The organism is Paracoccus wurundjeri (assembly GCF_030678915.1).
Taxonomy (GTDB): Bacteria; Pseudomonadota; Alphaproteobacteria; order Rhodobacterales; family Rhodobacteraceae; genus Paracoccus; species Paracoccus onubensis_A.
The window spans coordinates 204,389-223,416 of record NZ_JAUUTZ010000006.1 but is presented as its reverse complement, the minus strand read 5'-3'; the positions used below and the strand labels follow the sequence as shown (position 1 = coordinate 223,416).

Genomic DNA, 19,028 nt, shown 5'->3' with positions numbered 1-19,028 from the left:
GGGGGGGCGGGGGGGGGCGGGGGGGGGGGGGGGGGGGGGGGGGGGGGGGGGGGGGGGCGCCCCCCCGCCCCCCCCTCCCCCACAAAAACCCCCGGGGCCGGGGGGGGGGGGGCCCCCCCCCCCCCGCACCCCTCCCGAAGGTATTTGGACAAAGAAGAAGATGCGACCGGCGCAAAAAGGGCGTGACGCATCATTACAAAAGGATAACAGATATGCCGAAGGTTCTCGTATCCGACAAATTGTCGGAAACCGCCGTGCAGATCTTCCGTGATCGCGGGGTCGAGGTGGATTACTTGCCCGATCTGGGCAAGGACAAGGAAAAACTGGCCGAGGTGATAGGGCAATATGATGGGTTGGCGATCCGCTCGGCCACCAAGGTGACCGAAAAGCTGCTGAGACAGGCGGAGAAGCTGAAGGTGGTGGGGCGCGCCGGGATCGGGGTCGATAATGTCGATATTCCGGCGGCTTCGAAAAAAGGTGTGATCGTGATGAACACGCCTTTCGGCAACAGCATCACCACCGCCGAGCACGCCGTTGCGATGATGTTCGCGGTGGCCCGGCAATTGCCGGAGGCAAGCGTTTCGACCCATGCCGGGAAATGGGAGAAAAGCCGGTTCATGGGGGTCGAGCTGTTCAACAAGACCCTTGGTGTGATCGGTGCCGGAAATATCGGCGCGATCGTAATTGACCGGGCGCTTGGGCTGCATATGCGGGTGCTGGCCTATGATCCCTTCCTGTCGGAAGAGCGCGCTGCCGAGATTGGCGTGACGAAGGTCGAACTGGACGAATTGCTGGGTAAATCGGATTTCATTACCTTCCATGTGCCGCTGACGGACAAGACCCGCAACATTCTGTCCCGCGAAGCCATCGCCAAGCTGAAGCCGGGTGTGCGGATCATCAACTGCGCCCGAGGGGGATTGGTCGATGAAGAGGCTCTGGCAGAGGCATTGAAAGCCGGGCATGTGGCCGGGGCGGCATTCGATGTCTTCGCGGTGGAGCCTGCTACGGAAAGCCCGCTGTTCAATCTGCCCAATGTCGTGGTGACGCCGCATCTGGGCGCCTCGACCACCGAAGCGCAGGAGAATGTCGCCTTGCAGGTGGCCGAACAGATGTCGGATTACCTGCTGACCGGCGCGGTGCAGAATGCGCTGAACATGCCCTCTGTCACTGCCGAGGAAGCGGCCGTCATGGGGCCGTGGATCAGGCTGGCTGGTCACTTGGGCGCCTTTGTCGGTCAGATGACCGATGAGCCGATCCGTGCCATCAATGTGCTTTATGACGGCGTCGTGTCCGAGATGAATCTGAACGCGCTTAACGCCTCGGTCATTGCCGGTGTGATGAAGGCGACCAATCCGGATGTGAACACGGTTTCCGCTCCGGTCATCGCCAAGGATCGCGGCATTCAGGTTGCCACGACGCGGCAGGATCAGGCCGGTGTGTTCGAGGGCTATATCAAGCTGACTGTCGTGACCGCCGAGCGCGAGCGTTCCATCGCAGGCACGGTATTCAGTGACGGCAAGCCGCGTTTCATCCAGATCCGCGGGATCAATATCGATGCCGAGGTGGGCGAGCATATGCTTTATACCCGCAACAGGGACGTGCCGGGCGTCATCGGTGCGCTTGGCGGGACGCTGGGTGATCTGGGCGTGAATATCGCCAACTTCACTCTTGGCCGCGCATCCACGGGTGAGGATGCCATCGCGATCCTTTATCTGGACGAGGCGATCAGCGACGAAGCTTTGGCCGCGTTGCAGAATACCGGCAAGTTCCTTCAGGCCCGTCGGCTGAAATTCGAAATCTGAGCAATCTTCCGCATGGTGACATTGCATTGCCATGCGGAATCCATCTGGCGGGGTAACATGCGCCTATACGCTATCGGTGATATTCATGGTCAACTGGACCTGCTGAAAGATGCGCATGAGCGCATTTTTTGCGACGGTGGGCGTGATGCGGTAATTGCGCATGTCGGCGATCTGATCGACCGGGGGCCGGATTCGCGGGGTGTTGTGGAATATCTGTCCCTGGGGCGGAAGGCCGGACGGCCCTGGATCGTGATGCGCGGCAATCACGACCGTTTCCTGCCCAATTTCCTGCGTCAGCCGGACTGGATCGACCCGGGGCTAAGCTCGCCCCGGCACTGGATCGATCATCCGGGACTGGGGGCGGATGCGACGCTTGCCTCTTACGGTGTCGATATCGGCTTGCCGCGCGACCGGCTGCATGCAGAGGCGGTGCGGGCGGTGCCGGCTGCGCATGCCGAATTCCTGTCTTCCCTGCCGCTTTGGTATCTGCATCCCCGGGCATTGGTGGTTCATGCGGGGATTCGTCCGGGAGTCGATCTGCAGGATCAGATCGAGCTGGATCTGGTCTGGATCCGCAAGGGCTTTCTTGAAAGCACGGTTGATCACGGGCCGCTGATCGTCCACGGCCATACGGCAATCCGGACCGCCACGCATTACGGTAACCGCCTGAATATCGACGGCGGGGCCGCCTATGGCAGGCCGCTTTGCGCTGTCGTGATCGGGGAAGACGGCGTTGAGCTGCTGACGGATGAGGGCCGTCTGCCGCTTTTGCCACAGGCCATCGCCGCAGAGCAATGACGCGCGGGCCCCGGTTGCCTGCCCGATGCCGGTCAGGCCATCACCGGCACCAGATGATGATCCCATGAGCGGCCCGGATATTTTGCCAGTGGCCGCATGGTTTCACCCGTCTCTATCAGCCCGCCCAGCCCGTCCGACAGAAAGAACCCCTGCGCCGCCGGAGCGATCCCGCAGACATCTTCGCGCGCGATGCTGCGCAAGTGGCGGCCGGTATCGTCGAATATCTGCACCCGGCCGCCGCGCGGAGAGCTGATTGCGACATGGGTCCGTTGCGCGTTGAAGGCGATCGAGCCGGCATAACCCTTCATCGCCATGGCTTCGAAGACCGGCATCTGGTCCAGAACGGTGGCTTCGCCACGGCGATGCACCCCCATCAACGGCATTCCAAGCGCCGGATCGCCCTGCCATTGCATCGCGAAAGCGACAAGCCCGTCGCGGCCAAGCGCGATATGGCGGATCGAGTTCAGGCGCAGATCCTCGCCGAGTTCCACTTTCTCAAGCAATTCGCCATCGGGGCGGATATAGGCGAGATTGGGGCGCATGTCCGGCACGTCCAGCTTGACGCCGGGGCTGCCGGGATGGTTGCGATAGCCGCCATTCGCGGCGACCAGGATATCCCCGGGCAGATGCTTGATCTCATGCGGTCCGATGCCGTGGGTCGAGATTTCTCCCACGCGTCGCCAATCCTCGCTGCGCGACCACAGGCCGATACGCCCCTGTCCGGTTTCGAAATGGTTTTCAGAGGTGCACAGGATGTCGCCATCCGCGATGAAGGTGCCATGCCCGTAGAAATGCCGCCCCTCGGGTGCGGTCAACCGCGCCAGCACCACGCCGGTGGCACAATTCAGCACCACGGCGAAATTTCCCGGCGAGCGGGCGAAGGCCACGGCCTCGGGTGCGGTTGGATGGGCGGCGGCGGCATGGCCGCGAGCAGGCAGGGGAACGCGAAAACAGTCGTCTCCGTTCGCCGCGATGCCGAACAGGGCATAGCCGCCATCCGCTTCGCGTGCCGCGCCCAGGATGGCGGGGCTGCCTGCATCGGCCCATGACAGGCGCGGAACGGTGGAACCTGCAAGAAGTGCGGCAAGGAAATTGCGGCGGCGCATTCTAGTCTCCATCTCGGGAATTGAACCCTGCCGAAAGCCCCAGCTCTCCGCCGATCTCGGCACTGACGGCTTCGCGGGCGGCATGGACCTGCTGTTGCAGGATCTCGATCCTGAGCCGGGATTGCGGCTCTTCGACTCCGGCGAATATCGGATCGTCAAGCGAGCCGGCAGTTTCCAGCGCGGTTGCGAAGCTGCGATCGGTCACCGGCATGTCGGCCCCGAACATGGTTCCGGCAAGATCATGCAATGCGGAAAGCGACAGACTGAGGTTTCTTAGCGAACGCCCGGATCGATAGGCTTCTGCGCGGGTCAGGCGCGGGCGCTCGAATGTGCCCAGCGGGCGGCCAAGCCGCTGATCTGCGTCGAATTCAAGCGTTGTCAGCAGGGCGGTGTAGAATGTCTGCGTGACTTCGCTTTCCGACAGGTAATGCGTGTTCCCGTCTGCGCCGGCGCCGGTCATCAACCTGGCATGATCGGACCAGTCGGCCAGGATATCGCCAGCCATGCGGTTCAGATCGCCGCTGATCGCTTGTACATAGCGGCAGGTGTAATCATCCGGGCCGTAAGCCGACAGGTCATCGTCATAAAGCAGCTGTTCAAGAGCCATGAAGCCGCGCCCGGCGACCGAGACAGTGGCGAATTGCACAGGATCGTCGACGGCCGGATCGGCATCAGCAATCATTCCGCCGACAGTGCGGGCCACCATGCCCCGTGGATCGGGCCAGAATTCGATCGCCAGCGCGCGCCCCTCGGTCTCAAGCGGCCCGAAACTCAGATGCGACAGGCCCATCCATGCGTCGAATGCATGCTGATAATCCGGATGCAATGCCTTGGCGGTGCAATCCTCCGCCGCCGCGTCGGCCAGCGCTTTCGTGGCCGTGGAAAACGCTTCGGCCGCGGGCATGATATGCGTGTCGATGGTTTCCTGAATTCCCGCAACGGCAGGTAGCGGCAGCAGGGCGAGAAGAAGGGCGAATTTGCGCATCACAGGCTTTCCACAAATCGGATCAGGGCGACACGGTCTTCGGGTGGCATTCTGACGATCTTGTCGCGCGCGGTCCGGGCCTCGCCGCCATGCCACAGGATAGCTTCCAGCAGGGAACGGGCGCGGCCGTCATGCAGGAACAGGCTGTGCCCGTTCACCTGTTTCGTCAAGCCTATGCCCCACAGTGGCGCAGTCCGCCATTCGCGGCCATTCGCCAGACCTTCGGGCCGGTTATCGGCCAGCCCCTCGCCCATATCGTGCAGCAGCATGTCGGTATAGGGCCAGATCAGCTGAAAGCTTTGCTCGGGACGGTCCGTCAGCCGGGCGGTGACGAATTTCGGATGATGGCAATCGGCGCAACCGGTATCGTAGAAGACCTGCTTGCCGCGCAGAACCTGACGGTTGCCCGGATCGCGACGGGGCGGAACACCCAGATTGCGGCTGTAGAAGGTGACGAGATCAAGCCCCTCGGTATCGATCTCGGTCCCCCGTGCGTCGCCGTCGCCATGCGGCGCCCTGCGGCAGGCGGTCTGAGTTTCGCTGCAATCGCCCCAGGCTGCGGGATGCAACGGATTCGAGATGCCAAGATCACCCGAAAAGGCGCTTCCCGATTGTTCTTCGATCGTCGGCTTCCCGGCCTTCCAGCCGAAACGGCCCAGCATCGGCGCGTCAAACCGTGACGACCACACAATCTGCGCAAGCCCGGAAATTCCGTCGCCATCCGCATCGTCGGAATCGGCAAGCGCCAGGATATCATCGCTGGACACGGCCTCCAGCAATCCCAGCCCGATCATCTGCGGTGCGACGCGCGGGCTGATCATCAGATCGTCGCGCAGCGGACCATAGGCGGAACCGTCGATAGCGTAGGTGGGTTTGCGCAGTTTCACCGTCTCGCCGCCCGAAAGTTTGACGGTGGTTTCGGTATAATTGATCCGCATTCGTCCTTCGGCAGGGATTCCCTGCACGGAAAGCTCTTGCAACTGGTCGCCATAGACCGGATCGGGGCGGGTGCGCGCCATGTCATGCCCGAGACCGGCCAGATATTCCTCGATTTCGGTTGTTGCGGCATCATTCGCCGGAACCGACAATCGCAGGAACATCGAGCCGCCACGCTCATCCGGTCCGGGCGGATGTCCGCGACCGTCCTTGAGATGGCAGTTCTGGCAACCGCGCGAATTGTAAAGCGGGCCAAGCCCGTCCGATGCCTGCGTGGAAGAGGGCGAGGACACCCATAATTTGCGGAACAGCCCGTTTCCGACCTTGAAATCAAGCTCGCCTTCGAAGGAAATATTCCCGGACGGCAGCGAAAACGCATCCGCGTCATCGCGCAGACGCACGGTCGCCGCGCCTGCCGGTTTCGCTTCGAATTTCTCGGGCGCCGAGAAATCATCGGTCAGCCGGGTAACGGCAGAGATGCGCTTTGCCTCATCCGGACTGCGTGGGACAATAGACAGATGCAGGTCGGTCAGGGCAGGGGCATCGGCCGCGACAGGAGCGGCGATGCCGATCAGCATCGCCATCGCCGCCAGATACTTACTGGAACACGGCATCAGGATCGTCGAGACTGTCCGAGCCTTCGAACCCGATCTCCTGTAATCCCAGCGAATTGACGGCACGTTCGATTTCCCGGGTCTGTGCGACCAGTGAATCGACGGCCGCCATGATCAGTGCTTCGCCCTCCGCATTGTCGCGGGCCAGCATCTGATCATAGGCCTGACCTGTATCGACCACATCCCAGATCGCCTGAAGCTTGTTCACGGAAGACGAGATGCCGTCCGTGACCGCATCGGCAACGGCGGGATCGGCTTCGGCGACCAGATCATGCAGGGATTCGCCGCTGACCTCACTGCCATCGACGCGGGTATATTTGCCCAGCCAGACATTCTGGATGCCGATCCCGTCGTAGAAATGGCTTTCATGGGTATTGTCCGAGAAACAGTCATGCTCTTCCTCTGGATCGTTCAGCATCAGGCCCAGCTTCATCCGCTCGCCCGCCAATTCTCCATAGGACAGGCTGCCCATGCCGGTCAGCATGGCCGAGATCGCGGCCTTCGGATCGGCTTTCAGCCCCTCGGCGGCTTCTCCGCCCTCTGCCCATTGGGCGACCATCCATTCCAGATCGCTGACCAGAAGATCGGTGGCAGCCTTCAGATAAGCGCCGCGGCGGTCGCAATTCTCGCCGGTGCATTGGTCATCCGTGGCATAATCCGTCCATGGCCGTTCGCCCGCGCCGGCTTCGGTGCCGTGCAGATCCTGCCCCCATAGCAGGAATTCCACGGCATGATAGCCGGTGGCGACATTCGCTTCGATCCCGTCCGCCTCCTGAAGCGTCTCTGACAAAAGTTCCGGAGTGATTTCACTCGCATCGACCTCTTCGCCCGAAAGGGTAAAGCTTGGTGAGGCGATGACGTTCAAGGCTGCATATTCGTTTTCATCGGTCGCTCCTCCATAGGATGCGTCGACATAATCGATCAGGCCCTCATCCAGCGGCCAGGCGTTCACCTTGCCCTCCCATTCGTCGACGATCGGGTTTCCGAACCGGTAGACCTCGGTCTGCATATAGGGTACCCGCGCGGCGATCCATGCATCCTGGGCGGCGTTCAGAGCATCCTCGGACGGTTCGGCCAGCAGGGCGTCCACGGCGGATTGCAGTTCCTTAGCCTTGATCAGGCTGTCTTCATAGGCGGCATGAGCGATATCGATATAAGTCGCGGTGACTTCGGGCTCTCCGGCGAAGGACGGCAATGCAACCGAGCAGGCCAGCGAGGCGACGATAAAGGTGGTTTTCATTTTGAACTCTCCTGTTGGCAGGCCGTGCCGCTTTTGCGGATAGCCGGTCATCTTATTCCTGATCAAATACCTAAGAAAAGTCAATCATGACAATGCCTTTCATGATCTGCCGGCCTGCCCGTGCGTAACCGTCCGGCCAGCGCGGCGCCAATCAGGGCAATGGTTCCCGGCCGGGTTTGCCGATAAAGCCCAAGCCTGCCGATCTGCCTAGCGGCCTTCGGTCCCGGCATGGTCAGCACGTCTTCGAAACGGTCCAGAAGATCACGGTTTTCACTGTTAAACGATATGGGAGAATCCCGAAGCGCCTGATGATTGCGTGCCAGCCATTCGCCGAAATCACCGGCAAAAAGCTTTGCCGCACGTGCCGCCATGGCGCGAAGCGTATCGTTACGGCCGACCTCGCTTCTGCCGTGCTGCCGGTAGTACAGAACGGGACGGGGATCGTGATACAGCTCGGCGCCCGCGCCAGAGGTGATCTGATAGGCCCACCAGTCATGCGATAATATCCGCGTGGCGCGTGCCGCAGAAGCAGCGGCTTTCAGCAATTCGGCGGCTGCCGGGTTGAAGACCGATGTATTGCCTGCCATGCAGGCCTGAACCAATGCATTGCGAAAGCCCAGCGGGCGCGCGAACCGGCGTGAATTCGTCAACGGAGTCATATCGCTGTCGCATATGATCGTTCTGGCGGCGTAATGTGCGGGTCCGTCGGTCTTCCGCAGAAATTCCAGAGCATGTTCAAGCTTGTGTGGCAGCCAGATATCATCCTGATCGCAAAAAGCGATGGCGGTCCCGGAGGGGGCGGCTTCGAGCAGGTTCAGAAAATTCTGCGTTGCACCCGCTTGCGGTCCCTTGATCATGGTGACCCGTCCGGCTGGCTGCGTTGCCCCAAATTCCTTTACGATCGCCGCTGTTCCGTCCCGGGAACCGTCATCCCCGACGATCAGCGACCAATCGGAATGGCTTTGCGCGGCAAGGCTGGTCAGTTGCTGCTTCAGATAGGCCTCGCCCTGATAGCTGGCCAGTAGAAGGGTAACGTGTTCGGAACGGGACATGACAGCACGGTTTGGGGTCGATATCCCAGTGTTGCCGTGCCTTGCCCGGGCTTGCAAGCGGGCCTGTCCGTTTATGTGTCCTGCCGGGCGATGTCCTCGATCAGGATTCCGGTGACATTCTCGCCGAAATTTTTCTGAAGCGCCTCGAGCAAGGCCCTGCGAAGGGATCGCTGGCGTCCTTCGGTCGTGAAATTGCCGTCAAAGCCCCCGGTGTTGGCGATGATCAGCAATTGGCGCAGAAGGATATCCCTTAGCCGATGTTCCTGCTGGGCCAGTTGCTCGAGTTCCTCATGGGTGGTTTGCAGAGATATCGTCATGATCATCATGCCGTCCGAGTCTCCGCGCCGTACCAAAGGTACGAAGAACTGGCTTGGAAAGGTAAAGGTTTGGGGCGGCTCTTTGGCGGCCTGCTTGTTTGCATCATGGTAGCCATCATGTTTTCTGGATATCTGCCCGCTATCGCTGTGCTCATCCTCCGGTTCGGCGTGGCTGCCATGTTCACCGCCGCCATGACCGGCCTGCGATATCTCTTTGTCGGGTTTCAGTTGCAAACCGCCAAAGGCACCCGCAGCGAAAGCGATCAGCGGCACAAGGATCATGAGAATCTTTTTCAGCATTGGCGGACCTTAGAATGGTAAAAGGATGTCAGTTACTTGCTGACCGTAGCGCGGCTGTTGCACGTCGGTGATATGACCGCGCCCGCCGTAAGAGATGCGCGCGCCAGCAATACGGTCGTAATCAATCTCGTTGTTGCGGCCGATATCGGCGGGCCGAACAAAACCGTTCACCGTCAATTCACGCAATTCGTTATTGACCCGGACTTCCTGCGATCCCTCGATTTCAAGCGTGCCGTTGGGCAGGGTCGAGATGACCGTGGCGGCAACTCGCAGCGTCAGCTTGTCGCGCCGGGAGATGTTTCCCGCTCCGCGATAGCTTGACGACGAATCAAGCTGTGCAAGCTCGTCGAAGCTTGCGCCTTCGGGTAGTTTCGGGGCCAGGCGCTGGGGAATGCCCGCAAGATCCGGAAGCGAAAGATCTTCCGACGCATTTCGGGACTGCCCCGAGCTGTTGCTGATTTCCGCCCGGTCGTCGATCTTGATGACGACCGTCAGGATATCGCCCCGGGCAGATGCCCGGCGGTCGTGGATCAACGATGAACGTGCCCCTTGCCATAATGAGGCCGAGGCTTCGGGGCGGCCTGAATCCACGGGAATGTCGAGGGGCGGATTGATCATCGCCTCGAATTCGCCGGACCCGCGCGGGGTGCTGAGATCCGGGGGCCGGCCGATATGGCCGACACGATTGCATGCAGCGAGGGTCAGAAGGAAACAAAGAAAAAGCGATTTCTTCATGAGATTGTCCTTGCGGGCCGACGAACGAAACGGCGAAAACGAGTTATCGGGCGACATGCAAGGTTCCATCAGGCTGGATCCGTGCGATGATCGTATTGCGCGAAGCCTGGTTCAGTACACGGATCAGATCACCGGCACCCCCCTCTTCCAGCGCGCGGCCATCGGTTGCGATATAAACTTCGCCGCGCCGAAATTGCAGCCGCACGATCTGATTTCGTTCGATCAGGGTTGGCGCACGTAACAGCTTTTCCAACACGGGACGGCCCTCATAGACGGTTACGCGGGTTTCCAGTCCGATGAAGCGCGAAGGATCGCCGGCCTCCTGTGAGTTTTCGGCGGGGCGCAGATCCGCCGGGATGATGACGGTACCTGCTGGCAGATCGCGCGCCGCCACGAAATCAGCGGCCAGAGAGGGCAGGGGAAGCAGGGCTGCCATTATCCATGTCAGGATGCGCATCAGCGGACCTGCACGGTTGCGCCCAGCATCTGGTCTGCGGCGGTGATGACCTTGGCGTTAAGCTCATATCCGCGCTGCGCCTTGATCAGTTCGGTGATCTCGCGGACAGCATCGACCGAGCTTTCCTCAAGATATCCCTGCAGGACCGTCCCCAACCCGTCCTGCCCGGGGGTCGTCACCCGGGCGGGGCCGGAAGCGCCGGTTTCAAGGAACAGGTTCGAACCGATTGCTTCGAGGCCCTTTTGATTGGTGAAACCGGCCAGCGTGAACTGCCCCAGGAGTTCGGGCTCTTCGGGCCGGTCGCTGAAGAAGGCATAGATTTCGCCGTCCGGGCTGATAGAGATAGAACTCGCGTCCTCCGGAATGGTGATTCCGGGCGCCACCGGATAGCCGTCAGAGGTGATGATCAGCCCGTCGGGTGAACGTTTCAATCCTCCGTCACGCGTATATGCCGAAGCGCCCGAGGGCAGGGTGACTTCAAGGTAACCCTCACCCTGAATTGCCAGATCCAGATCACCGCCGGTTTCGACCGGGCTGCCCTGAGCCAGAATGACGCTGACCGCGGTCGGCCGCACCCCAAGGCCAAGCTGCACACCAGCGGGCACAATTGTTCCATCCGAAGCGGTCACGCTGCCCGGGCGCGTCGCCTGCTGGTAATGCAGATCTGCGAATTCGGCGCGACGGGTATTGTAGCCGGTGGTAGACATGTTCGCGAGATTGTTCGAGATGACCTCGACCCGGGTCTGCTGCGCGCTCATTCCGGTGGCGGCGATCTGAAGTGCTCTCATCCTTTGATTCCTTATCGGCTCATTGCGGTAATGACGCTGCGAATGCGCTGGTCTTCCCGGTCAAGAAAAGTCTGGCCCAGCTCATATGCTCGCTGGACCTCGATCATCCGGGTGATTTCGAAAACCGGATCAACATTCGATTCTTCAAGGAACCCTTGCCGGATGCCTGGATTTTCGAGTGCTTCTGGCTCGGTTTCGAAGGCGAAAACGGTGCCGCCCTCATGGGTCAATTCGACCGGGTCGGGCGGAGCGAATACCCCGATGCGTCCGAAAGGCAGCCCATTTGCGGACAAGGTGCCGTCCGGTCCGACGGTGATCGCTCCGGCGCCATCCGGGACAATGATCGGCGCCTGCCCCTCGTCCAGCAGACGGTGGCCGTCGGGGTTCACCAGCTCTCCTTCGGGGGAGGTCAGAAAGGCACCGGCGCGTGTCAGCCGGTTGCCGCCGGCTGTTTCGATCATAAAAAATCCCTCGCCTTCAACCGCAAGATCAAAAACGCCGCCTGTCTGGGTCAGCACCCCCTGGCGTAAATCGACAAGGCGGCCCCGTGCATGGGCCATCGACAATGTCCCCCCCTGACGATCGAGCGAGGCGAGATGTTCCGCGAAGATCACCCCCTCGCGGCGGAAGCCGCTGGTATTCGCATTGGCGATGTTGTTGGCGACGATCTGCATCTCTTTCATCAGGCCGGACTGACGGGTGAGTGCGGTGTAAATCGCGTTGTCCATGGCTCAGCTTCCTGCGATCAGAGGAATGATTTCGTCGGTATAGAAATCCGACAGCGCGGTGGTCATGAAGCTCATCGTGACCCAGAAGACGATCAGCATCAGCCCGACTTTCGGCACGAAGGTCAGTGTCATTTCCTGAATCGAGGTCAATGCCTGAAACAATCCGATGGCCATGCCCGCGATCAGGGCAACCCCAAGCATCGGAGCCGAGATTCGGACTGCGATCAGCAAAGCCTGACGCATCATGTCGAAAAGCAGGTGCTCTGTCATGTTCCGCCTCAGACCGGCATCCGCAGGATTTCCTGATAGGATTCGACAATCTTGTTCCGGACCGCGACGACGGTTTCCATCGCAAGCTGTGACTGCGCTATGGCCTGCACCAGTTCATGCGTGCCGGTCGTTCCGGTCAATGCGTCGGTTGCAGCCTGATCGAATTGCTGCATTTGCTCGGCGAATTCCTGTGCGGCGGTGCCAATATCGACCCGGTCCCCGGATCCGGCATCCTGCAATGGCGCGATGGCCGGACGGGCAGAGGAATAGGCATTGGCTGCATTCAAGGAAGAAATCATGAAAGGTCCTTTCAGCGACGCAGAAGTTCAAGCAGCGAGGCGTTCATCTGCCGTGTCTGCTCGAAAACGCGGAGATTGGCGTCATAACTGCGGCTGGCTTCGCGCGAATTGGCGATCTCGACGATCAGATCGACATTCGAGCCAAGGTAGTATCCCTGCTCATCGGCCAGCGGGTGGGCGGGATCGTAATGCCGGGGCAATTCGCTTTGATCCAGCCACGTGCGCGATGCTTCGACCTCGCCGGTCGGCTGGCCAAAGCTGGTCGCTTCTTCGAAAGAGACCAGCTTGCGGCGATAGCCGGGCGTGTCCTCATTTGCGATATTCTCGGCTGTGTAGCGAAGCCGCTCGGCCTGAGCGCGCATGCCGGACACCGCGAGTTTAAGGGGAGAAATCTGTTCTGTCATGCCCGGTTCCTTCAGTTGCGGCGATCGATGCTGGTTCGCATCAGGTTCAATGCGGATTGGTAGATCCCTACCGACAGTTCGTGCTGGCGCTTGACCTCGGCCAGTTTGAACATTTCGTCTTCAAGTGAGATCGTATTGCCATTGGGCGAAGCCTCGGCTCCAGGCTGGAATTCACGTGCCGGGCCGGGCGACCATGCCGGGTTCGGAATATGGCCCGCGCGTGTTCGGCGCAGTGGTGCGGTGTGGTTCTGACGGTAGCTTTCCGCAAAAGGTTGCAGATCGCGTGCCCTGAAGCCGGGCGTGTCGGCATTGGCGATATTCCGGGCCACGACAGCGTTACGCAGGGCCGCGTGGCTGGTCGACGCCCGGACCAGACTCATCAACTCGATTCTTTCGAACATTGGCGTTCTCCATTGTCTCGATAAACCCGGTCTTAACCGGCAGAGGTTTAAAAACCGTTTCGATGCGCGGGGCCGTCGCAGTTGAATCGGATATGAGAATGCAGAAAATCGCCACCTTGACCCAAAGACTGAAACGGCTGACCCCCGTCACGTATTACGGGCGCGTGCGTTCGATCCGGGCCGGGGTAATCAGCGTTTCCGGGTTGAATGCCCATGCTTCGGTCGGCGATCGGGTGCGCATTGGTCTGCAATCGGGCAGTATCGGCGGCGAGATCGTGGGATTGCGGCAGTCGTTCGCAGAGATTCTGCCCGAAGGCGAACCCGAGGGGCTGTCCATCGACGCCCGGGTGGAATTGCTGTTCGCACCCGAGATTTCGCCCTGCGACAGCTGGATCGGTCGAATTATCGACCCTCTTGGTCAACCGCTGGACGGTCGGCCGTTACCACAAGGCGCCGCGCCGCGTCCGTTTCGCTGCGAAGCACTTCCCGCAATCGCGCGCAAACGGCTGGGCGCGCGTCTGGCGACGGGTCTTGCGGTCTTCGACACGCTGTTGCCCCTGGTGCGGGGACAGCGGATCGGGTTGTTCGCGGGATCGGGCGTCGGCAAATCCAGTCTGCTGTCCCGGCTGGCCCGCAATGTGCAGGCTGACATCGTGGTCATTGCCATGATTGGCGAGCGCGGGCGCGAATTGCGGGAATTCGTCGAGAAAACGCTTGGCCCGGAGGGCATGCGGCGGGCGGTGATCGTGGCGGCAACATCGGATCGCTCGCCTTTGATGCGGCGCCGATGCGCGTGGGCCGCCATGGCCGTGGCCGAGCATTTTCGCGATCAGGGCCATCATGTGCTGCTATTGGCAGATTCGATCACCCGTTTCGCGGAGGCACATCGCGAAATCGCCTTCGCCGCCGGAGAGCCTCCGAGCTATCGCGGTTTCCCGCCCTCGGTGGCCAATCTGATCATGGCACTGGCCGAAAGAGCTGGGCCCGGGGCAGAGGGTAGCGGGGATATCACGGGAATTTTCTCGGTTCTGGTGGCTGGCTCGGATATGGAGGAGCCGATCGCCGATATTCTTCGCGGAACGCTGGACGGACATGTGATCCTTGACCGGACCATCGCCGAGCGGGGACGTTTCCCGGCGGTGGATGTTGTCCGCTCGGTGTCGCGGGCCTTACCCGATGCCGCGAGCGAGACGGAAAATGCCATGATCGCACATGCGCGCAAAGCATTGGGGACATATGCCGAATCCGAGCTGATGATCCGTTCGGGACTATATGCGGCCGGATCGGATCCACAGCTTGACGAGGCTGTGCAGCTCTATCCTCGTCTGGACGCTTTCATTGCCGGCTCCTGCCCCTCGGTCGCGGAAAGCTTTGCCGCCTTGGCGGAGGCGTTGCGGAAGCCTCGGGTGGCAGGAAGGTGACGAATACGCATCTGCGACGGGGGCATGCTGTGACCCACCCGGCTTGCGGGTCTATTTGCCGCGTCGGATGGCCGCCCTGAGTTCTGACAGGTGATAGGCTCCTGTCACGAAGCTGAGGATGAAATAGATTGCCGCCCCGCCGAAGACCAGAAACGCCAGCCCTGCGCCGCGCCCCATTCCGACCGACTCGATCCAGATCTCCATGAGCCACAGGGCAACCGCCATAAATGCGGCGGCGGCAATTATGCGAGGGGCGGTGCGTTTCAGGCGGGCATCGGCGCGGGCGGCCTGTCCCATGGCGCGGGTACCCCACCAGAGCTGGCCCACCATCACCCATGCCGCGACCGTGGTGCCGATCGCGGCGGCAAGAAAGCCGATCAGCGGCATCAGCCCAAAGGCGATGACCGCATTCACCACCATCGACATTACGGCATAGCGGAAAGGTGTGCGGGTATCCTCGCGCGCGAAGTAAAGCGGTTGCAGGATTTTCTGCAGCACGAAGGCAGGCAGGCCAAGTGCATAGACGACCAGCGCTTTCGCGGTCTGACTGGTATCATGGGCGGAGAACTGGCCACGTTCGAACAGGGTCGCAACCATCGGTTCCGCAATGACTGCGATTGCAAAAGCGGAAGGAATGGTCAGGAACAGGCCGAATTCGGTGGCCCGGGAATAGGCGGATTGTCCGCCCGCGTGATCCTCGGCCCGGATGCGGCGGGCGAGTTCGGGCAACAGGACCACCGCGACGGCAGCCCCGACGACGCCAAGGGGCAACTGGTAAAGGCGATCCGAATAAGACAACCAGCCGATTGCGCCGTCGAAGCGCGAGCCGACCTGGCGACCGATCAGAAGGTTAAGCTGCACTACACCGCCAGCGAAGGCGGCCGGCAGCGCCACGGCCAGCAGGCGGCGCATATCGGGCGAAAGGCGCGGCTTGCGCGGAAAGAATGTCCAGCCGTTGCGATGCGCGTCCCACCAGACAAGCGCAAGCTGGGAGATGCCCGTGAGCGGCGTCGCCCATGCCAGTGTCAGACCCAGATCCCAGCCCAGCAGCCGGCCCAGTCCCATGCCAATGATGAACAGCAGGTTAAGCAGGACCGGCGCTGCCGCCGCGGCGGTGAAGCGGCCATTGGCGTTCAGCACGCCCGATATCATGGAAGCCAGCGAGATCAGCAGGATATAGGGGAAAGTGATCCGGCCATATTCGACCGTAAGCGCGAAACGTTCGTCTCCGGCAAAGCCCGCAGCCATCAGCCAGACCAGCACTGGCATGAAGATCATCGCAATCGCGGTCAGGACCAGTACCACCGATAACAGCCCGGAAAATGCCTCGGCGGCAAAGCGCTGGGCATCGGCGCGGTTCTCCAGCTTCTTCGAGAAGATCGGGACAAAGGCCGTATTGAACGCACCTTCCGCGAAAAAACGGCGGAACATGTTGGGCAGCGACAGCGCGATCAGAAAGGCTTCCGCGACCGGGCCGGTTCCCAGCCAGGCTGCCATCAGGATGTCGCGGACAAAGCCCGACACGCGGGAGATGAAGGTCCAGATCCCGACCGACAGGAATCCGCGCATCAGTCCTGACTTCATGCGTTCTTGTCCTCTGCCCGTTTCGCACCGTCCGCAATGGCCGATCGCAGTTTCTTCTCCAGCGAGTTGCGCTTGGCCTCGCTGTGCAGCTTCAGGCCGAACATGTCCTTGACGTAGAAACTGTCAACCACCTGCGCGCCATATGTGGCGATCACGGCGCTCACGATCTGGATATGATTTGCCGCGAGCGTGCGGGTCAGGTCATACAGCAGGCCGGGGCGGTCCCGGGTATCGATCTCGATGATCGTGTAGATGTCGCTGCCCTCGTCATCGAAGGTGACATGGGTGGGAAAGCGGAATTCCCGATTCCGCTTCTTCGGTTTGTCGCGAGTAGCAAAGGCCTCGCGCGCGACGATTTCACCGCTGAGCGTGCGCAGGATTGTCTGGCGCAACCGGGGCAGGCGGTCTTCGGCAAAGGGATGCCCCTCAGCGTCCTGTATCCAGAAGACCGCCGTCGCATAGCCGTCCCGGGTTGTATAGGTCCGGGCGTCCACGACATTCGCGCCCATCAGGGTCAATGCCCCGCAGAGCCGCGAGAATATTCCCGGATGATCGGCCAGCACGAAGGCGGCGCGGGTCGCATCCCGGTCAGTGTCGGGATGCAGGTCGATGCGGATTTCATCAGCACCGATTTCCTGCAGCAATTCGGCAAATACCGCCTGGGTTTCGGTTGGCAGGCCGGGCCAGTAATTATCGTAATGCCGCCCGATCTCGGCCCGGATCTCCCGCGCTTCCCATCCCTTGGCGATCAGCAGATGCCGCAAGGAGCGTTTCGCCTCGTTCTGGCGCCTGTCGCGATTCAGGTCCTCCATGCCGTTTTCCAGGATGGTGGCGGTATCCAGATGAAGCTTGCGCAAAAGTGCAGCTTTCCAGTTGTTCCAGACGCCCGGGCCGACGCCGCGGATATCGCAGGTCGTCAGAACCAGCAGCAGGTCCAGACGTTTGCGGGTTTTCACCGCCTTGGCAAAATCGCGCAGGGTGCGCGGATCGGAAATATCGCGCTTTTGCGCGACATCCGACATCAACAGATGGTTTCGCACCAGCCATTCCACGGTCTCAACATCCTCGGCCGAGAAACCGAAACGAATCGCGATGCGGCGGGCGATGCGGGCTCCGAGGATCGAGTGATCTTCGGGACGTCCCTTGCCGATATCATGCAGAAGCGTGGCCAGGTAAAGGACTCGGCGATTGACGCCGGCCTCCATGATCTCGCTGGACAGGGGCAGATCCGATGGATGCTCGCCCCGTTCGATCTCGGCAAGGGCGGCGACGCATTGGATGGAATGCTCGTCCACCGTGTAATGATGGTACAGGTTGAACTGCATCATCGCCACAACGGGCTCGAATTCCGGGATGAAAGCGGCCAGCACGCCAAGTTCGTTCATGCGCCGCAAAGAACGTTCCGGATTGCCGTGTTTCAGGAGCAGATCCATGAAGATGCGAATCGCTTCGGGATCCGAGCGAATAGTATCGTCGATCAGGTCCAGATTGGCCGCGACAATCCGCATGGCGTCCGGATGGATCAGGATCCCGGTGCGCAGTGCTTCTTCGAACAGGCGCAGGATATTCAGCGGATCGGCGGTGAATTCCGCTTCGTTCTGGATCGCCAGCCGGCCATGATGATCGACGAAGCCCGCCTTCAGTTTGCGCCGTTTGCGGAACAGTCTGCCGAGGAACGGGGCCGAGCGGACATGCTGTGCCTCGAGCGCGGTCAGGAATACGCGGGTCAGCTCACCCACTCGCGTCGCGTGACGGAAATAATCTTGCATGAAATACTCGACGCCGCGCCGGGCGCGCGTGTCGGAATAACCCATTCGGCTGGCGACCTCGACCTGCATGTCGAAAGACAGCACATCGACGGGCCGACCCGCAATCAGATGCAGATGACAGCGCACCGCCCAAAGGAAATCCTCGGCCTGCCAGAAGGCCAGATGCTCGTCGCGGGTGAATACGCCCATCGCCACCAGCTCGACGGCGCGGTCGACATGGTGGATATATTTGGCGATCCAGTAAAGCGTCTGCAGGTCGCGCAGCCCGCCTTTGCCCTCTTTGACGTTGGGTTCGAGGACATAACGCTGCCCGCCCTGACGCTGATGGCGGGCAGAGCGTTCTTCCAGCTTGGCTTCGACGAATTGCGGAATGGTCTTTTCGAAAAGTTCGGACCACAACCTGTCGCCCAATTCATGTGCCAGCGCGGCATGACCAGCGATCAGCCGATGCTCGACCAGCGAGGTGCGGATCGTCATGTCGCTTGCACCCAGGCGCAGGCAATCGTCGATCGTGCGGATGGAATGGCCGATCTTCAATTTCAGATCCCACAGCATATACAGCATGGATTCGACCACGCTCTCGGCCCAGGGCGTGATCTTGTAGGGGGTCAGAAACAGCAGGTCGACATCGGATCCCGGTGCCATTTCGGCCCGGCCATAACCCCCAACGGCCAGAATGGCCAGCCGCTCCGCTTCCGAGGAAGCGTGCTGTGAATGCAGATAGGTCGTCGCGACATGATGGATCGCGGTGACGACACCATCGGTCAACATGGCGATTGCGCGCACGGTTTCGCGTGCCGCGCGGGGGTGACCCTGGAACCCCGCCGTGATGTCATCCATCGCCGAATTCCGTGCTTCGACGAGCCGCGCCACCGTAGTTGCCCGGATATCGCGCGGCTCCTTTACTCCCGACAGGGCCTCATCAAGCAGCGGAAGGAAGCTTTCAGGGTCGAATATCGCATGCGCCCCGGGCAATGCCGGGGCGCTTTGTATGCCGCTTTCAGAAGTCGTGCTGGTCAAGA

At 61.1% G+C, this 19,028-nt stretch carries 19 protein-coding genes; 3 read left to right on the top strand and 16 right to left on the bottom strand.

The window, feature by feature from the left end; translation table 11 throughout:
* Window positions 1–212 precede the first annotated feature (212 nt).
* Window positions 213–1,802 carry a phosphoglycerate dehydrogenase gene (serA, locus tag Q0601_RS08560; protein ID WP_305289120.1) on the top strand — a complete coding sequence of 530 codons (1,590 nt, stop codon included), beginning with the start codon at window positions 213–215 and terminating at the stop codon, window positions 1,800–1,802.
* Between the two features lie 57 nt (window positions 1,803–1,859).
* Complete coding sequence (locus Q0601_RS08555) at window positions 1,860–2,600, top strand: metallophosphoesterase (protein WP_305289118.1); 741 nt, start codon at window positions 1,860–1,862, stop codon at window positions 2,598–2,600.
* Window positions 2,601–2,632: 32 nt separating this feature from the next.
* On the opposite strand, the gene Q0601_RS08550 is transcribed toward Q0601_RS08555, so the two are convergent.
* The 14 genes from Q0601_RS08550 to Q0601_RS08485 all read right to left on the bottom strand — a co-directional run bounded on the left by Q0601_RS08550 (window position 2,633) and on the right by Q0601_RS08485 (window position 13,232).
* Window positions 2,633–3,706: a DUF1513 domain-containing protein gene (locus Q0601_RS08550; protein WP_305289116.1), complete on the bottom strand. Its 1,074-nt coding sequence runs from the start codon at window positions 3,704–3,706 to the stop codon at window positions 2,633–2,635.
* Window position 3,707: 1 nt separating this feature from the next.
* The gene (locus Q0601_RS08545) at window positions 3,708–4,691 is read right to left on the bottom strand and encodes an imelysin family protein (protein WP_305289114.1); all 984 of its coding nucleotides are present in this window, start codon (window positions 4,689–4,691) and stop codon (window positions 3,708–3,710) included.
* Window positions 4,691–6,241, bottom strand: coding sequence for a di-heme oxidoreductase family protein (locus Q0601_RS08540; RefSeq protein ID WP_370656104.1), 1,551 nt, complete (start codon window positions 6,239–6,241; stop codon window positions 4,691–4,693). The genes Q0601_RS08545 and Q0601_RS08540 overlap by 1 nt, the downstream gene beginning before the upstream one ends.
* Window positions 6,225–7,481, bottom strand: a complete 1,257-nt coding sequence (locus Q0601_RS08535) for an imelysin family protein (RefSeq protein WP_305289112.1) — start codon at window positions 7,479–7,481, stop codon at window positions 6,225–6,227. The genes Q0601_RS08540 and Q0601_RS08535 overlap by 17 nt, the downstream gene beginning before the upstream one ends.
* A gap of 80 nt (window positions 7,482–7,561) precedes the next feature.
* Window positions 7,562–8,533: a glycosyltransferase gene (locus Q0601_RS08530; protein WP_305289110.1), complete on the bottom strand. Its 972-nt coding sequence runs from the start codon at window positions 8,531–8,533 to the stop codon at window positions 7,562–7,564.
* Window positions 8,534–8,604: 71 nt separating this feature from the next.
* Window positions 8,605–9,150 (bottom strand): flagellar basal body-associated FliL family protein, encoded by a 546-nt coding sequence (locus Q0601_RS08525; protein WP_305289108.1) that lies wholly within the window; start codon window positions 9,148–9,150, stop codon window positions 8,605–8,607.
* Window positions 9,151–9,159: 9 nt separating this feature from the next.
* Window positions 9,160–9,885, bottom strand: a complete 726-nt coding sequence (gene flgH / locus Q0601_RS08520; RefSeq protein ID WP_305289106.1) for a flagellar basal body L-ring protein FlgH — start codon at window positions 9,883–9,885, stop codon at window positions 9,160–9,162.
* Window positions 9,886–9,928: 43 nt separating this feature from the next.
* Window positions 9,929–10,321 carry a flagellar basal body P-ring formation chaperone FlgA gene (gene flgA / locus Q0601_RS08515; protein WP_305289104.1) on the bottom strand — a complete coding sequence of 131 codons (393 nt, stop codon included), beginning with the start codon at window positions 10,319–10,321 and terminating at the stop codon, window positions 9,929–9,931.
* A gap of 20 nt (window positions 10,322–10,341) precedes the next feature.
* Entirely contained in the window at window positions 10,342–11,130 is a 789-nt protein-coding gene (gene flgG / locus Q0601_RS08510) for a flagellar basal-body rod protein FlgG (protein WP_305289102.1), read from the bottom strand.
* 11 nt (window positions 11,131–11,141) lie between these two features.
* Window positions 11,142–11,858 (bottom strand): flagellar hook-basal body complex protein, encoded by a 717-nt coding sequence (locus tag Q0601_RS08505; RefSeq protein WP_305289100.1) that lies wholly within the window; start codon window positions 11,856–11,858, stop codon window positions 11,142–11,144.
* 3 nt (window positions 11,859–11,861) lie between these two features.
* The gene (locus Q0601_RS08500; RefSeq protein WP_305289098.1) at window positions 11,862–12,128 is read right to left on the bottom strand and encodes a flagellar biosynthetic protein FliQ; all 267 of its coding nucleotides are present in this window, start codon (window positions 12,126–12,128) and stop codon (window positions 11,862–11,864) included.
* 8 nt (window positions 12,129–12,136) lie between these two features.
* The gene (gene fliE / locus Q0601_RS08495) at window positions 12,137–12,427 is read right to left on the bottom strand and encodes a flagellar hook-basal body complex protein FliE (RefSeq protein ID WP_305289096.1); all 291 of its coding nucleotides are present in this window, start codon (window positions 12,425–12,427) and stop codon (window positions 12,137–12,139) included.
* Window positions 12,428–12,438: 11 nt separating this feature from the next.
* Window positions 12,439–12,831, bottom strand: coding sequence for a flagellar basal body rod protein FlgC (gene flgC / locus Q0601_RS08490; protein WP_305289094.1), 393 nt, complete (start codon window positions 12,829–12,831; stop codon window positions 12,439–12,441).
* Between the two features lie 11 nt (window positions 12,832–12,842).
* A complete protein-coding gene (locus Q0601_RS08485; protein ID WP_305289092.1) occupies window positions 12,843–13,232 on the bottom strand; it encodes a FlgB family protein in 390 nt (129 codons plus the stop codon).
* A 98-nt stretch (window positions 13,233–13,330) separates the two neighbouring features.
* Between Q0601_RS08485 and Q0601_RS08480 the strand changes: the two genes are divergently transcribed.
* Entirely contained in the window at window positions 13,331–14,653 is a 1,323-nt protein-coding gene (locus Q0601_RS08480) for a FliI/YscN family ATPase (protein WP_305289089.1), read from the top strand.
* A gap of 51 nt (window positions 14,654–14,704) precedes the next feature.
* Here Q0601_RS08480 and murJ read toward each other — a convergent pair whose 3' ends face one another.
* Both murJ and Q0601_RS08470 read right to left on the bottom strand, forming a co-directional pair.
* The gene (murJ, locus tag Q0601_RS08475) at window positions 14,705–16,237 is read right to left on the bottom strand and encodes a murein biosynthesis integral membrane protein MurJ (protein ID WP_305289086.1); all 1,533 of its coding nucleotides are present in this window, start codon (window positions 16,235–16,237) and stop codon (window positions 14,705–14,707) included.
* Window positions 16,234–19,026: a [protein-PII] uridylyltransferase gene (locus tag Q0601_RS08470; protein WP_305289084.1), complete on the bottom strand. Its 2,793-nt coding sequence runs from the start codon at window positions 19,024–19,026 to the stop codon at window positions 16,234–16,236. Before Q0601_RS08470 ends, murJ begins: the two co-directional genes overlap by 4 nt.
* Window positions 19,027–19,028: the final 2 nt, after the last annotated feature.

What these genes read in the sequence shown, in the direction of transcription:
- Q0601_RS08500 (WP_305289098.1), bottom strand. Translation starts at nt 12,128, where the DNA reads ATGACAGAGCACCTGCTTTTCGACATGATGCGTCAGGCTTTGCTGATC.
- Q0601_RS08535 (WP_305289112.1), bottom strand. Translation starts at nt 7,481, where the DNA reads ATGAAAACCACCTTTATCGTCGCCTCGCTGGCCTGCTCGGTTGCATTG.
- Q0601_RS08485 (WP_305289092.1), bottom strand. Translation starts at nt 13,232, where the DNA reads ATGTTCGAAAGAATCGAGTTGATGAGTCTGGTCCGGGCGTCGACCAGC.
- Q0601_RS08530 (WP_305289110.1), bottom strand. Translation starts at nt 8,533, where the DNA reads ATGTCCCGTTCCGAACACGTTACCCTTCTACTGGCCAGCTATCAGGGC.
- Q0601_RS08480 (WP_305289089.1), top strand. Translation starts at nt 13,331, where the DNA reads ATGCAGAAAATCGCCACCTTGACCCAAAGACTGAAACGGCTGACCCCC.
- Q0601_RS08525 (WP_305289108.1), bottom strand. Translation starts at nt 9,150, where the DNA reads ATGCTGAAAAAGATTCTCATGATCCTTGTGCCGCTGATCGCTTTCGCT.
- flgC (WP_305289094.1), bottom strand. Translation starts at nt 12,831, where the DNA reads ATGACAGAACAGATTTCTCCCCTTAAACTCGCGGTGTCCGGCATGCGC.
- Q0601_RS08505 (WP_305289100.1), bottom strand. Translation starts at nt 11,858, where the DNA reads ATGGACAACGCGATTTACACCGCACTCACCCGTCAGTCCGGCCTGATG.
- flgG (WP_305289102.1), bottom strand. Translation starts at nt 11,130, where the DNA reads ATGAGAGCACTTCAGATCGCCGCCACCGGAATGAGCGCGCAGCAGACC.
- Q0601_RS08550 (WP_305289116.1), bottom strand. Translation starts at nt 3,706, where the DNA reads ATGCGCCGCCGCAATTTCCTTGCCGCACTTCTTGCAGGTTCCACCGTT.
- Q0601_RS08545 (WP_305289114.1), bottom strand. Translation starts at nt 4,691, where the DNA reads ATGCGCAAATTCGCCCTTCTTCTCGCCCTGCTGCCGCTACCTGCCGTT.
- murJ (WP_305289086.1), bottom strand. Translation starts at nt 16,237, where the DNA reads ATGAAGTCAGGACTGATGCGCGGATTCCTGTCGGTCGGGATCTGGACC.
- fliE (WP_305289096.1), bottom strand. Translation starts at nt 12,427, where the DNA reads ATGATTTCTTCCTTGAATGCAGCCAATGCCTATTCCTCTGCCCGTCCG.
- serA (WP_305289120.1), top strand. Translation starts at nt 213, where the DNA reads ATGCCGAAGGTTCTCGTATCCGACAAATTGTCGGAAACCGCCGTGCAG.
- flgA (WP_305289104.1), bottom strand. Translation starts at nt 10,321, where the DNA reads ATGGCAGCCCTGCTTCCCCTGCCCTCTCTGGCCGCTGATTTCGTGGCG.
- Q0601_RS08540 (WP_370656104.1), bottom strand. Translation starts at nt 6,241, where the DNA reads ATGCCGTGTTCCAGTAAGTATCTGGCGGCGATGGCGATGCTGATCGGC.
- Q0601_RS08555 (WP_305289118.1), top strand. Translation starts at nt 1,860, where the DNA reads ATGCGCCTATACGCTATCGGTGATATTCATGGTCAACTGGACCTGCTG.
- flgH (WP_305289106.1), bottom strand. Translation starts at nt 9,885, where the DNA reads ATGAAGAAATCGCTTTTTCTTTGTTTCCTTCTGACCCTCGCTGCATGC.